The 13,199-nt window shown below is 68.8% G+C and carries 12 protein-coding genes and 1 pseudogene; 8 read left to right on the top strand and 5 right to left on the bottom strand.

Annotated elements, in window-relative coordinates; translation table 11 throughout:
• Window positions 1–152: 152 nt before the first annotated feature.
• Both OG470_RS19970 and OG470_RS19965 read left to right on the top strand, forming a co-directional pair.
• Entirely contained in the window at window positions 153–407 is a 255-nt protein-coding gene (locus tag OG470_RS19970; protein ID WP_328414379.1) for a LysE family translocator, read from the top strand.
• A gap of 410 nt (window positions 408–817) precedes the next feature.
• Window positions 818–3,250, top strand: coding sequence for a M14 family metallopeptidase (locus tag OG470_RS19965; RefSeq protein WP_328414377.1), 2,433 nt, complete (start codon window positions 818–820; stop codon window positions 3,248–3,250).
• A gap of 57 nt (window positions 3,251–3,307) precedes the next feature.
• Here the strand turns inward: OG470_RS19965 and OG470_RS19960 are convergent.
• Window positions 3,308–3,700 (bottom strand): annotated as a pseudogene (locus tag OG470_RS19960) (alpha/beta fold hydrolase); the annotation flags it as partial.
• 410 nt (window positions 3,701–4,110) lie between these two features.
• On the opposite strand from OG470_RS19960, the gene OG470_RS19955 reads away from it, so the two are divergent.
• A complete protein-coding gene (locus tag OG470_RS19955) occupies window positions 4,111–5,349 on the top strand; it encodes an MFS transporter (RefSeq protein ID WP_328414375.1) in 1,239 nt (412 codons plus the stop codon).
• A 410-nt stretch (window positions 5,350–5,759) separates the two neighbouring features.
• On the opposite strand, the gene OG470_RS19950 is transcribed toward OG470_RS19955, so the two are convergent.
• Entirely contained in the window at window positions 5,760–6,425 is a 666-nt protein-coding gene (locus OG470_RS19950; protein ID WP_328414373.1) for a TetR/AcrR family transcriptional regulator, read from the bottom strand.
• A gap of 110 nt (window positions 6,426–6,535) precedes the next feature.
• On the opposite strand from OG470_RS19950, the gene OG470_RS19945 reads away from it, so the two are divergent.
• Entirely contained in the window at window positions 6,536–7,483 is a 948-nt protein-coding gene (locus OG470_RS19945) for an SDR family NAD(P)-dependent oxidoreductase (RefSeq protein WP_328414371.1), read from the top strand.
• Here the strand turns inward: OG470_RS19945 and OG470_RS19940 are convergent.
• The gene (locus OG470_RS19940; RefSeq protein ID WP_386990657.1) at window positions 7,435–7,779 is read right to left on the bottom strand and encodes a VOC family protein; all 345 of its coding nucleotides are present in this window, start codon (window positions 7,777–7,779) and stop codon (window positions 7,435–7,437) included. The genes OG470_RS19945 and OG470_RS19940 overlap by 49 nt on opposite strands.
• A 379-nt stretch (window positions 7,780–8,158) precedes the next feature.
• On the opposite strand from OG470_RS19940, the gene OG470_RS19935 reads away from it, so the two are divergent.
• Window positions 8,159–8,491, top strand: a complete 333-nt coding sequence (locus OG470_RS19935; protein ID WP_328414369.1) for a PadR family transcriptional regulator — start codon at window positions 8,159–8,161, stop codon at window positions 8,489–8,491.
• Between the two features lie 80 nt (window positions 8,492–8,571).
• Complete coding sequence (locus tag OG470_RS19930; protein WP_328414367.1) at window positions 8,572–9,432, top strand: hypothetical protein; 861 nt, start codon at window positions 8,572–8,574, stop codon at window positions 9,430–9,432.
• Here OG470_RS19930 and OG470_RS19925 read toward each other — a convergent pair.
• Window positions 9,368–10,222 carry a transposase family protein gene (locus OG470_RS19925; protein ID WP_328414365.1) on the bottom strand — a complete coding sequence of 285 codons (855 nt, stop codon included), beginning with the start codon at window positions 10,220–10,222 and terminating at the stop codon, window positions 9,368–9,370. The two genes, OG470_RS19930 and OG470_RS19925, sit on opposite strands and share 65 nt — an antisense overlap.
• A 142-nt stretch (window positions 10,223–10,364) precedes the next feature.
• Window positions 10,365–11,312 (bottom strand): quinone oxidoreductase family protein, encoded by a 948-nt coding sequence (locus OG470_RS19920; RefSeq protein ID WP_328414363.1) that lies wholly within the window; start codon window positions 11,310–11,312, stop codon window positions 10,365–10,367.
• Between the two features lie 134 nt (window positions 11,313–11,446).
• On the opposite strand from OG470_RS19920, the gene OG470_RS19915 reads away from it, so the two are divergent.
• Window positions 11,447–11,869 carry a MarR family winged helix-turn-helix transcriptional regulator gene (locus OG470_RS19915; RefSeq protein WP_328414362.1) on the top strand — a complete coding sequence of 141 codons (423 nt, stop codon included), beginning with the start codon at window positions 11,447–11,449 and terminating at the stop codon, window positions 11,867–11,869.
• Between the two features lie 484 nt (window positions 11,870–12,353).
• Window positions 12,354–13,190: an IS5 family transposase gene (locus tag OG470_RS19910; protein WP_328414360.1), complete on the top strand. Its 837-nt coding sequence runs from the start codon at window positions 12,354–12,356 to the stop codon at window positions 13,188–13,190.
• The last annotated feature ends 9 nt before the right edge of the window (window positions 13,191–13,199 follow it).

The raw sequence follows: 13,199 nt of genomic DNA, 5'->3' as shown, positions 1-13,199 counted from the left end.
ACCCCTCGTTTACCCCCCGAAAACCCCGGTGGACGGACGACAATCAGTGACAAGCGGCGATCATCGATTGCTGGCGTTCGGGCAGGTCAACTGCAGAACTCGACAACCGACGACCAACTTGGAATTGCCGCGGTCGGTAAGCCGTGTCGGACGTGCTCAATCCCAAGGCTGCCGCCGTCTACCTCACCCTCGCCCCGCAGTTCCTCCACCCGTCCGGGCCGGTGCTGGTCCCCATGTTGGTGCTCGCTACCGCACACGCCCTGCTGCACACCTTCTGGCTGGCCGGCTGGATCGCGGTCACCGGCGCAGCCGCACGGCTGCTGCGCACCCCACGCGTGCGCCGTACCCTCGACCGGCTCACCGGCACCGTCCTCATCGGCCTCGGCGTCCGCTCCGCGGTGAACTGACCCGAGACAGCAGGCGGTCCGTCGACGCCTTCTGGGCTCAGGAAGGCTTGGCGCGGGACCTGCCCACCTACCCCACCTCTTCGGCGTGTTCGGTGAGGACTACCGCCCGAGAGTCAACGGGCCCAGCAGAGGATTGACAGTTCACGTTGTGACAGCTGAGGATTGCCTCAGTCCACAACTGTCACCGGAGAACCTCCGTCACCATCGTTCGACACCCCGCATTTCGGCGATGCGGGTCCTGTCGAGGCGACGGAGCCGGACGACGTCACCTTCCCTTTCTCAGCGTGTCGCGCGCTCGGTTGCCGCAACGACCGCACGCGACCCAACGGATGGAGCCGCGTACCCCGGGCGTGCCCCTCGGCCATCTCCTACGGCCATCAGGCCGAGTAGCCAGAAGGGCAGACATCACCATGCCGAAATCCCTACCCGCGCGGTGGCGACGCCGCCTCCCGGTCCCGGCGGCGCTGGCCGCCGCCATGGCCGTCGTGCTGCTGGTCAGTCCGGCCTCGGCGACCGCGCCGGACGCCGGCGCACCGGCCGATTCCGGCCCGGTCGCCGGTGAGCCGGCGAACGTCGTGGAGGTGCTGCTCGCCGGCACCGCGGAGCTGGACGCGCTGGTCGCCACCGGAGTGGACCTCGACCACCATGTCGAACGCTCGGAGAACGGCGTGGTCGCGCACGCGGTGCTCACGCCGAGCGAAGCCGCCCGGCTGACCGCGGCCGGCTTCACCCTCGGCGACGTGCTGCATCGCCCCGAGGACGCCCGGGCCCGCGTCGAGGAGCGCGAGTCGACCATCGCCGCGCACCTCGCCGAGAACCGGGAGTTCGCCGCCGCCGCGGCCGACCCGACCGCTCCGGACGTCTCCGACATCAAGATCATCCGCGCGGACTACTACACCTCCGGGACCAGCCAGGTCCTCTCCATCGAGGCGAAGTGGGCGCAGGGCCAGACAGCCAGCAACACGCTCACCGTCGAGCGGGACAGTGGGCCGGGAACCGCGATCGGCTCCGGCGGCACGCAGACCATCTCCCGCTTTGTCGACGCCGGCGTCTACCTCTACCACCGTGGTGCCTCGGCGGTGACCAGCCGGCCGGACCGTATCCGGATCACCAGCCCCACCGGGGACGTGGCCGAGGTCAAGGTGCAGGAGTGGCTGCCCACGCCGGAGACCAGCCCGGAGGGGCCGGGCTACCAGAAGGACTTCGTCACCAGCTACCTCACCCCGACCGAGCTGTACGCGCGGATCCACCAGCTCGCCGCCGAGTTCCCCAACCTGGCCGAGATCGTCGAGCTGCCGTACAAGACGAACGGCTACCGGCGGCACGCCCAGGCCGTCCTCGGCAGCGCCAACGCCAGCCGGGTCGCGGTGGACTCCCTGGCCTGGGGGCACCAGGGTGGCAACGACATCTCGGTGGAGCTGGTGAACCCGGGCGTCGGCAACGCGGCGCTGGCGGTGACCGTGAGCGGTAAGGCCATCCGGGTGGCCCTCGGTACCGACGGAGCGGGCGCGGTGACCAGCACCGCGGCCGAGGTCGTCGCGGCGCTCAACGCCGTGGCCGGGTCGCTGGTCAAGGCGTACACCTATCGCGGCAGCCCGGGCGGCGGCGTGGTCGCGCCGGCGGCGCGGACCCTGCTCACCGACGACCTGAGTGCGCCGGCCTCCGTCTCCCGCGATCCGCAGCCGGTGTACGCGATCCGGATCGGCAAGGTTCGGGACGGTTCGAAGCCGGGGGTGCTCGCCTACGCGCAGGAGCACGCGCGGGAGTGGGTGCCGCCGCTGGTCACCGTCGAGACCGCCGAGCGGTTGCTGCGCAACTACGCGCACGACGGGCAGACCAAGCAGCTGCTGAACAACCTGGACATCTGGATCGCTCCGTCGGTCAACCCGGACGGCGGCCACTACTCCTTCTACGACTTCAACTCCCAGCGCAAGAACATGACCAACCACTGCCCGTCGACCGGGGCCGCAGACTTCCTCGGCCGGGACTCGTGGGGCGTCGACAACAACCGCAACTACACCGAGTACAGCCTCTTCGACGGGTACTCGGGCGCGTCGAGCAGCTGCACCAGCGGCACCTACGCCGGGCCGAGCGAGCTCTCCGAGCCGGAGAACCGCAACGTCGACTGGCTGGCCGCCCGCCCCAACATCAAGTTTTCGATGAACCTGCACTCCTCCGGGAACTACTTCATGTGGTCGCCGGGCGCGTACGCCCTGCCGGACCGGACCTCGGCGCCGCGGCCGACGCTGGCCGAGGAGTCGGCCTTCTGGGGCGCGTCCTCGCGGATCCTGACCGCCATCAAGCAGCACCGGAACATGGCGGTCACCCCGGCCCGAACGGGCCCGATCTCCGACGTGCTCTACTCGGCGGCGGGCAACTCCGGCGACATGCTCTGGTACAAGTACGGCATCTACGCCTGGAACTTCGAGGTCGGCACGTCCTTCCAACCTGACTGGGAGGAGGCGCACGCCGAGGCGATGGAGTTCTCCAATGGCCTGGTCGAGCTGATGCGGGTGGCCCGGGACTTCGCCAAGGACCGGACCCGCCCGGAGAGCACCCTCACGGTCGCCCCCAGCTCGACACCGGGCATGGTGAACGTGACCTTCGGCGTCTCCGAGCCCGCCTCGGTCTTCTACACCCTCGACGGCGCTACGCCGACGTACTCGTCGACGCTCTACGGCTCGGCGGGCATCCGCGAGGGCGGGGAGACCCTGACGATCCCGGCCGGTACCCGGATCAACTGGTTCTCGGTCGACTCGGCCGGCAACGTCGAGAACAACTACACCCCGGACGGCAGCGGCAAGAACTACCGCAAGGGCCAGGCGGTCCTGCCGACCAGCTGACGAATCACGGCAGGTAGGGACGGCCGCGGCGCTCCTGGGCGCCGCGGCCGTCACCGCTCAACGCAGGAATCCGGCCATCGTCTCCACGAACCACTCCGGATCGTCGAGCCACGGATAGTGCCCGGCGCCCGGCTGCACCGCCAACTCGGCCCGCGGGAACAGGCCGGCGTACTCGGCGGCGCGCTTCGGCGGGAGCCCGACGTCGTACTCGCCGGCGAGCAGCAAGACCGGCGCCTGAAGGTGACCGAGGGCGGACCTGACAGCCTCCGGGTCGACGGCCCCGGCCGAGTAGTAGACGGCCGCTGCGTCGTCGTTGCGCTGCCCCGCCTCCCCGGCGACCCGGGCCCGGCGGTCGGCGTCCCACCGGCCGTGGGTGAACGGTGTGATCGCCTCCCAGTCGGCGGCGGTGGGCTGGCCCGACCAGATGCGTTCGAAGGCGGCGAAGGCCGCCGGGAACCAGGGCTCTCCCCGTCGGAGCTAGGCCAGCTCCCGGCGATCCAGGTCGCTGACCTCCACGTCGACCGGCCGCGGACTGGGCGTGATCAGCGCGAGACGACCGACGCGGTCGGGGTGCCGGGCCCCCCGAGGGGCACCACCCGCCCGTCCCGGACGATCTCCGGCGGACCCAGCACCCGGAACTGCACCATCACCACAACGACGACCCCAACATGTCCAGTGCCGAGTGAGGCAGCGACCAGGCCGCACCGGGCATCCGCGACTCGCCGTCCATTGTGTCGTGTCGTGGCAGGAGTCCGGTGATGCCGAACAGTTCCGCGGAGAATGCCTCCCGGGTCAGCGGCTGGCCGGCTGCAGCGGGGGTCGGGCCCCGCGATTACGGTGACCATGAATGGGGGTGGGCCATGGCTCCGGAGGTGTCGCCGCGAAGGGCCAGGGCCGTGCTCGTCGCGCTCTCCCTTGCCGCGTTCGCGTTCATCACGACCGAACTGCTGCCCGTCGGCCTGCTGACCCACATTGCACCCGATCTCGATCGGTCCCGCTCGCAGGTAGGTCTGCTGGTCAGCGGGTACGCCGTCGTGGTCGTGCTGGCGTCCGTGCCGCTGGCCCGGCTGACCCAGCTGATACCCCGGCGTCAACTGCTCGGCGTCACGATGCTCCTGTTCGCCGCCGGGAACGCCACCGCCGCGCTCGCGCCGACGTACGCCGTGCTGGCGGGCTCCCGCCTCGTGACCGCCCTCGCCCAGGCGCTGTTCTGGTCCATCGCCACGGCGACCGTGACCGGGCCATTCCCGGTCGCGGTGCGCGGCCGGGTGATAGCGCTGTTCGCGACCGGCGCGACGCTCGCCCCGGTGCTCGGTGTACCCCTCGGCACCTGGCTCGGGCAGCAGGCCGGTTGGCGTGTGGCGTTCGCGGCGCTGGCCGGGGTCGGTCTGGCGATCGTCGCTGCGGTGCTCGTCTTCCTTCCTTCCTATCCCCCGGCCGCTGGCGGCGCCGCCCGGGGCACCGCACCGGACGGGCGGCGCTTCGCCCTGTTGCTGATCGCGACCGCCCTCGGCATCGGCGGCTTCATGACCCTGCAGACCTACGTCACACCGTTCCTGCTCGACGTCAGCGGCTTCGCCGACGCGGTGCTGGCGCCGCTGCTGTTCGCGGCCGGCACCGCCGGCGTCGTCGGCACCCTGGCCGCGACCCGGACCCTGGACACCCGGCCGATCGCTTCCCTGCTGACGCCGCTGAGCATCGGCACGGCCTCGCTGTTCGGCCTGTACGCGCTCGGCGCGCTCCGGCCCGGCGCGGTCGCACTCCTCGCCGGGATCGGCCTCGCCTACGCGGCGTTCGGCTCCGCCGTGCAGAACCGGATGCTGCAACTGGCTCCGGGCAGCACCGACATCGCGTCGGCCGGCGTCAGCACCGCCTTCAACGCCGGCATTGCCGGCGGATCACTGCTCGGCGGTGCCCTCCTGCCCACCTCGGGGGCACGCTCGCTGGCACTCGTCGGCGGGCTGCTCACGCTGGTCGCCCTCACACTGCTCGCCGTAGACGCGCGGCGGGGCCGCGCCGCCGGGCCAGCGCCGACCGCCACCCGACCCTCGTTCAGTGTCCGTATGCGTCGTACGCCTTCCAGTCCTCGACCGGAGTGAGCGGAACTGGTGCGGGCCGCTCCACCACCGTCGTCAGCTCGATCCGCTGGCCTTCGGCTGCCGACTGGATCAGGGTGGTCATCGTTTCGAGTACGTGCAGCCCGACGTCGCCGCCAGCGCGCGGCGGACGCCAGCGCGTCGGCGAGCCTCATCACCGCGATAGCTGGTCTGCTGGCAGTCGTCAAAATGGTGGGTGATCATTGATGCCAGACACCGAGGCATGGCTCCCGGGCGGTCCTGCCGACGGCCGCATCACGCCGATCGAGCTCGACGCCCCGGGACAGCTGCCCGCAGCACTGGCGCTACACCAGAGCGGGGTCCATGTCGGCGCCGACAACCAGCCGAACCCGGTCACTCCGCATCGATGCGCGAGAAATGCAGAGGTTTTGGCCTGTCCAGTGCAACGCAGGTCAGCGGCGGGGTAGCACGCCCAGGAGGGTTGCGGTCAGGGCCAGCTTCAAGTAGTCCTTCAGCTCCAGGTGGAAGCGGGCCAGGTCGGGCTCGGCCTGGTAGGCCGCCTGCAGGCTGGGTGGGGGTGTGCTGTACGCCGACAGCGCGCCGGCCATGACCATGGTTTGCAGGCTGAACAGTGTTGCGTTCTCGCCCAGCTCCGGCAGGTACTTCTGGATCAGGGCGGTCATGGTTGTCAGGCGGTCCAGGGAGGCGCGCTTGTAGCGTGCTACGACCTCGACGGAGACGTTGTGTTCCAGGACGCTGCCCTGTGCGCCGAAGAGGTCGCACAGCACCACTCGGCCGGAGAGCGAACGGCTGAGGATCTCGGCCACTGCTGCCGCTCGCTCGGCCATGGGTAGATTTTCGTCGATGCCGGCAGCCAACTCGCCTGCCAGTTCCGTCAGCCACTCCTGCAGGAAGTGGTCCAGCAGTTCTAGCAGCACCGCCTCGCGAGACTCGAAGTAGCGCAGCACGTTCGGCTTCGCCAGGCCTACCCGGCGGCTGAGCTCGTTCAGGGTGACCGCGGCCACGGGCATCTCGTTGAGCATCGCCGATGCCATGTCGAGGATGGCCCGTCGGCGGATCTCCCGCTGCTCTTCGGTTCGCGCCCGCTGGAAAGTCACGATCACCAGCCTAACTTAGGTACCTGCGGTACGTTGACAACGTACCGAAAGTACTTTAACGTCGTCGGCACAAGATACCTCTGGTACGTTAGTTACGTTGGGAGCCTGACATGAGCGAGAAGTGGACGACGGCGAACATTCCGGACCAGCGCGGACGGGTGGCCGTGGTGACCGGGGCCAACACCGGACTGGGGTACGAGACCGCCAAGGCGCTCGCCGAGCGCGGGGCGTCCGTCGTCCTCGCCGTGCGCAACGTCGAGAAGGGCGAGCAGGCCGCGGCCCGCATGACCGGCGACGTGACCGTGCAGGCGCTGGACCTGACCTCGCTCGACTCCGTCCGGACCGCGGCGGCGGCGCTGCGGTCCCGGCTCGACCGGATCGACCTGCTGATCAACAACGCCGGCGTGATGTACACCCCGAAGCAGACCACCCGCGACGGCTTCGAGATGCAGTTCGCCACCAACCACCTCGGCCACTTCGCGCTCACCGGGCTGCTGCTGGACCTGATGCTGCCGGTGCCCGGCTCCCGCGTGGTGACGGTCAGCAGCACCGGCCACCGCATCCGGGCCGCGATCCACTTCGACGACCTGCAGTGGGAGCGGTCGTACAGCCGGGCCGCCGCCTATGGCCAGTCCAAGCTGGCCAACCTGATGTTCACCTACGAGCTGCAGCGCCGGCTCGCCACGCACGGCACCACCGTCGCGATGGCCGCGCACCCCGGCATGTCCAGCACCGAGCTCGCCCGCAACACCCCCGCGGCCCTCCGGCTTCCGCTCACCTGGCTCGCGCCGCTGATCACCCAGACGCCAGCGATGGGCGCGCTGCCGACCCTGCGCGCCGCCACCGACCCCGCCGCGCTCGGCGGCCAGTACTACGGTCCCGGCGGACGCAACGAGGTCATGGGCCACCCCCGGCTGGTCACCTCCAGCCCAGACTCGTACGAGGTAGCCGTCCAGCAGCGGCTGTGGGCCGTCTCCGAAGACCTCACCGGGGTGAAGTTCCCCGTCGCTCAGTCCAAGCAGAACTCGCTTCCCTCCGGATCGACCATCACGATGTAGCCCGCGCTGGTAGGAGGCGCCGGCTCGTCGCGGCGCAAGCGGGTGGCGCCGAGACCGACGAGGCGCTCGCACTCCGCTTCGAGGGCGGCCATCCGCTCGTCGCCGTGCAGGCCGGGTGCGGCGCGTACGTCCAGGTGCAGGCGGCACTTGGCGGTCTTGCCCTCGGGGACCTGCTGAAAGAAGATCCGAGGACGTACGCCCTCAGGGGGTCCTCCAGGGCCGATCGGGTGTTGTGCTGCTCCACCGGGACGCCGTGGCGCAGGAGTAACTCGGACCAGACGGCACCGGCCTTGCAAAGATCAAGACGACTGTCGGCTGGTGCCCATGGCTGCTGCTAGCCTGCTCGTCCTGTCGTCCGCAGTCGGCCTCGGACGGCGTCCGTAGGTCGGCTTGGCTGTACGGATGGCTGTACAGCCCCACGGACCACGCCAGTTGTGCAATGGATCATAAGTGCTGTCTTTGGTCATGGCCGAACCCTTCTGGCCTCGACTGGGCGTGCGGAGTTGCCGTACCAGTCCTGCTCGTTTGCGGGCGGTTGGGTCCACTGGGGTCACTTCCGCCGATGTCGCTGTAGCGGCAGTTGAGGGCCGCGGGCCGAGGAGGCGGCCCGAGCGTGGCGCTCCCACTCTGCCGCGCAACCTTGCTGTATTCACCTTGACTGAATATTCTGATGTCATGACTATCCGCGAACAGAGCTATTTTGCGCTCGCCGCGCTGATGGACGGCCCACTCCACGGATACGCGATCATTAAACGCGCCGAGGAACTGTCGCGCGGTCGGGTACGCATGGCGGCTGGCACCCTCTATGCGGCACTCGACCGGCTCAGCGCCGAAGGGCTTCTACGCGTAGCTGACGAGGAGGTGGTCAACGGGCGTGCCCGGCGCTACTACAACCTCACGGACGAGGGCGTTGCCGTGCTCCGCGCCGAGGCCGATCGGATGATCCAGGCTGCGCGCGTGGTGATCGACCGACCGGCGCTGCGCGTTCGGACGGTGAGACCGGCATGACTCAGGAGGTACTTGAGGCGCGGTACCGGCTGCTGCTGTGGGCGTACCCGAAGCGCTACCGGCGTGAGCGCGGCGCTGAGATGATCGGCACGCTCATGGAGGCGGCCGGCCCTGATCAGCAGCGCCCAACGGCGCGGGAGGGGGCGATGCTGGTCCTACGGGGATTGCAGACCCGTGCCAGGACGCACGACGCACGTTCGACAAGCCAGGGCTTCCGTGGGTCGCTGCGCCTGGCTGTGCTCCTGCTGCTGGTGTATGCCACGGCCGGCAGCCTGGCCGAGACCGGCAGAGTCCTCCCCCGCATCGTCACCGACGGCGTGGATTACCCGCCTGAGCTCACCTATCCACTGGTAACCGTCATCGCCGCCTCGGCGGTCGTCGCGGTAGCCGGCGGCCGATACGTACTGGGCCTGCTGGCAACGCTTAGCGCGCTCGCTGCGGCGCTGGTCGTTCTGCGCCTCGCCTTGGTCGGCGTAGACAGCGTCACCGGTGAGCGCCATTATCCGCCGATCGAGTTCATCCGCGAAGTCGCCATGACTGACTCGACCCTCTGGCCGCTGCCACTCGCCGTGCTGTTGATCGTGCCGTTGATCCTCTGGCCGGCGCCGGGCACGCGGCGGCCAGTGGCCTGGCTGCTCGCCGTGCCGGTCGCGGTGTTTCTGCTGCCCACGGACTACGACGTGACGATCGGCCTGCAACCGGGGGCCACCGTCGTCGTGATGGCCGGTTTCCTGCTATGGGTTGCCGTCGATGCCCGGGCGACCATCGCGGCCGGGGTGCTCCTCATCCCACTGATCATCGCCATGCTGTCGCTCAGAGCCCTGGGCGCCTGGGGTCAGCCCGAGGTTCTCGGCGCCACGTGGTTCTGGTCGGTCGTCATCGGGGCCATCGCCCTGCTAACCGCCGGTGCCCTCGGCCTCCGCCGCCAAGCCCGCGCCTAGCAGGCCCCGCGCCACATCGGTGTCGGGTGTGGCGACAGGCTAGTCGTCGGGAAAGCCCAGGTTCGGTAGATTTCGAGTCCGGTGACGGTGCGTAGTACTTCGGGGAAGTCGGTGAGGCGTCCGCGCCAGCCGGTGTCGAGGACTTTCCAGTTGACCAGGTGGGCGATGGCCCCGCCGCGCGGGCGCTGTTGATGGCGGTGTTGCAGGCGCGTTGGACGCCGGTCAGGTCGGCTCCGCGGGGTTTGCGGATGCCGGTGATCGCGCCGGCGCCCAGGTAGCCGAGGTCGGCGAGCATGCCGGGCCCGCCGGGTTCGAGGTGGCTGGCCCACCGGTCGGCGATGCCGGACTCGGCCAGGGCTTTGCTGTCGTGGCGGGCACCGGGCACCGGTAGGCCGGTGTCGACCAGCCGGCCGGCAAGGTCCGATACGGCTTGGATGTTCAACCCGCAGGTATGGCGCTTGCCGGAGAACAGGTCGCTCACGCCGGTGCGGTTATCGGTCGGGGCCAGGAACCCGTCAACCAGCACCGCCGAGCGTTTCGCCTGAAGCCGTACCTGGCCGGCGACCTCGGCGGTGGCCGCGCGTAGCAGCGGCCGCAACCGGCACACGATCCGGAACACGGTGGACTGCGAGCAGCCGAACAACTCGCCGGCCACGGCCTGGGACTCATTGCGGCGCATGAGAAACAGCGTCAGCACGACGGCCCAGTACAGGCCCAGCACCCGGCGCCGGCCCCGAACCGGCTGCCACACCCCGTCCAGCACCGCCAGCATGCGCTCTGGCTCGGCCACGCCACCATCCAGATGACCCAGGCCAATCTTCACGCTGATTTGGAACTGAACGCCTGGTCCCTCGACCGCTACCTGCGTGTCAGGAAGGCTGAGCGGCGTTGATGCCGTTGACAGCCGGAGCCTCGGGCCGTTTGTTGGCGTTCTATCCGACCTTGAGGGCCAGCTTCCCGACATAGTGATCATTTAGGGCGCGATGCGCATCCTTGACTCGCTCCAACGGGAAGGTCCGGGCGACGTGGACCTCGAAGGAGCTGGCCTCGATGGTCGCGTTCAGCCGATCGGTGGCGGCGCGGCTTCGATCCCCGTCGTAGTAGGACACCGTCGCGTCCGGCGACGTTACAGGCGCGGGCAGGACACCGTTCGGCCAGGCGATCCGTCCCGAATTCTTGATCGCGCGAAGAGACCGTTCGGCAGTCTCGCCTCCCACGGTGACCAGAGCCGCATCGAGCCCGCCTGGTGCGAACTCGAACGCCGCAGCCAACACATCGTCTTTGCGACCGTCGACGGCGTCGTCAGCGCCCAGCCGCCGGGCCAAGGCGACACCGTCGTCACCAGAGGCCACGGCCAACACCCGGATGCCGCTGTGCCGCGCCAGCTGCACGGCCATGTGCCCGATACCCCCGCTGGCCCCGAAGACCATGAGCGTCTCGCCCGGCCGCAGGCCGAGCAGATCGAGGCCGCTCAGTGCGGTCAGGGCATCCCAAGCCATTGCGCCGGCCTGTTCGGTCGGCACCCGGTCAGGCACGCGAGCCACGAACTCCGCCTCAACGACGCCGTACTCGGCGTAGAAGCCGCCACGCGGCACCGGCATCGACGCAGCGTAAACACGCTCACCCACGTCGAACCGGATGACGTTGCGTCCGACCGCGGCCACCGTGCCCGCCGCGTCCCAGCCGAGGACATAGGGGAAGGTCGACGCGACACCGAAAATGCCGTCGTAGTCCCCCTCCCGCTCGCCCGCGTCCCAGGACCCGACCCCTGCGAACTCCACCCGGATGAGGACGTCGTCGTCGCCGACCTCCGGAAGCGGTACGCGGCGCGACGAGAGTTCGTCGACACCGCCGAACCGGTCAAGGACGACCGCGATCATCTGCGGCACCACGATCGCGCCCGCTGTGCGCTCGACTCTGCTCTCCATTGCCCCTCCTTGTTGCTTGAGTGAATCAAGGATCATTGGATCACAGCTATTTGAGCGGATCAAGTAACTGTTCTAGGCTGGGAGCCATGGCACTGCCAAACGGACCCGTAACCACCTCGTCCGAGGCCGAGGCCGTCCTGTTCGACCTGGTCGACGTATACGACCGCGCCTACGAGGCGGCCGCAGCCCAACTGTCGCTCAGCCCGGCCCAGGCATGTGTGCTCGGGCGACTCGATGAGCGACGCGGCATGGGCGCCTTGGCCGAGGAGCTCGGCTGCGATGCCTCCAACATCACCCAGATCGTCGCGCGCCTCGAAGCGCTCGGCCTCGTGACCCGCGAACCGAATCCCCAGGACCGCCGCGCACGACTCGTCGCGCGAACCCCCCGAGGAGACGAGATCAACCACCGGTTCACAACAGCCTTCACCTTCGCCCGCACGGCGGTCGGACGACTCTCACCCGACGAACAGGACCAGTTGACGGCACTGCTGCGCAAAGCACTGGGCTGACACGCACCCGCAGCCCCACCCCATCAAAATGGACCTCAAACGGCTTCATGCGTGCTGCAGCAGTCTCTGCTTGTTCGCCGTCACGCTGCGGACCTCGACGTTGCACGCCCTGCGACGATGAGCATGAGCGCGCTTCTGTCCTGGATTGTGTGCGTTCAAGCCCGTGGGATGTCTATGCTGGTCGGCCAGTACCCGGCCGCCGGCCCAACAACAAGCCAGCCGAACCTTCACTGGACCTGATCAGCCCATCTCAAACACGCTCTAACTGGGCGTTTTGATCACTCCCACTACGTATTGCTGCTTTCGTGGGCCTAGTCGGCAAGGCGTCGGCAGGGTCGAATGATCACCACTGGGACCAGGTTCACCTGATTGATGCCGATGCGAGATGCCCTGCTTTGATCTGCAGATCGTGTCTGGTTCCGAAAGTTCGGGAATCGTCGGACCCAACTGCGATCCACCATGTAGTCCACAGTAGACATATCGCGTGGCCGAGCGACCCGCCTACCCCAGCGACCTGTCCGACGCCCGCTGGGCGCTGATCGCACCACGGCTGACCGCCTGGCGCCAGGCCCGCACCGACGCCGGGATCGGCGGACGTACCGCCACCCACGACCTGCGGGAGATCTTCAACGCGATCCTCTACGTCAACCGCACCGGCATCGCCTGGCGCTACCTGCCCCACGACTTCCCGCCATGGCAGACCGTCTACGGCTACTTCACCGCCTGGACCAGCGACGGCCTCTTCGCCCAGCTCAACTACGACCTCACCGGCCTGGCACGCGCCAAGGCCGGACGCGCCACCCAGCCCTCGGCCTGCGTCATCGACACCCAGAGCGTGAAGACCTCCACCAACGCACCACTGGCCAGCCAGGGCATCGACGCCGGCAAGAAGATCGTCGGACGCAAACGCGGCATCGTCACCGACACTCTCGGCCTGCTGCTCGCGGTCATCGTCACCGCCGCCAGCGCCAGCGACAACACCATCGGCATCAACCTGCTGGAACAGGCCAAAGCCACCCACCCCGCCCTGACCAAGACCTGGGTCGACGCCGGCTTCAAGAACAGGGTGATCGAACACGGCGCCACCCTCGGCATCGATGTCGAGGTCGTCGCCAAAGATCCACACGTCCGAGGATTCTCGGTGGTCAAACGCCGCTGGGTCATCGAACGCACCCTGGGCTGGATCATGCTGCACCGGCGCCTGGCCCGTGACTACGAAGCCCTACCCGACAACTCCGCCAGCATGATCCGCATCGCGATGATCGACAACCTCGCCAAACGCGTCACCGCCGAAACCACCCCAACCTGGCGAGACGACTGAATGCAGCAT

It is taken from the genome of Micromonospora sp. NBC_00389, assembly GCF_036059255.1.
Taxonomy (GTDB): domain Bacteria; phylum Actinomycetota; class Actinomycetes; order Mycobacteriales; family Micromonosporaceae; genus Micromonospora.
Note: the sequence above shows the minus strand (reverse complement) of the source record. Positions and strands in the feature narration are given on the sequence as shown.